Here is a 650-nt window from a genome sequence, read left to right on the forward strand (position 1 = left end):
ACGCGAAGTTAAAGAATTTATTGAAGAGATTTTAGGCGAAGACGGACGTCGTCGCTCAGTTGTGGTGGCTGCACCAGCTGATGCATCTCCGTTGATGCGTTTGAAGGGGTGTCAAACGGCACTTACGATTGCCGAGTACTTCCGCGACCAAGGTTTGGATGTGCTGTTGCTGATGGATTCACTGACCCGTTTTGCTCAAGCGCAGCGTGAGATTGCCTTGTCGGTTGGTGAACCGCCAGCCACCAAAGGTTATCCGCCTTCGGTATTTGCCAAGTTGCCTGCGCTGGTGGAACGTGCGGGTAATGGCAGCCCAGAGCAAGGCTCGATCACCGCTTTCTTTACCGTTTTAACCGAAGGTGATGATCTGCAAGACCCGATCGCCGATGCGTCTCGTGCCATTCTCGATGGTCACATTGTTTTGTCGCGTGAAATGGCAGACGCGGGTCATTACCCTGCGATTGATGTCGAGAAATCGGTCAGCCGTGTGATGCCTCAGATCACCACAGAAGAACATGTGTTGATGTCGAAAGCGGTACGTCAGGTCTTGTCTATTTGTCGCAAGAATCAAGATTTGGTCTCGATTGGGGCGTACAAGCCGGGCTCCGATCCGGCTATCGATGGCGCATTTACATTAAAGCCGAAGCTAGACG

Annotated in this window: 1 pseudogene; it reads left to right on the top strand. The window is 52.3% G+C overall.

The annotated features are described in order from the left end of the window. Positions 1–650, top strand: a pseudogene (gene fliI / locus R7Z50_RS28240) (flagellum-specific ATP synthase FliI); the annotation flags it as partial.

The organism is Vibrio sp. 1249-1 (assembly GCF_033340495.1).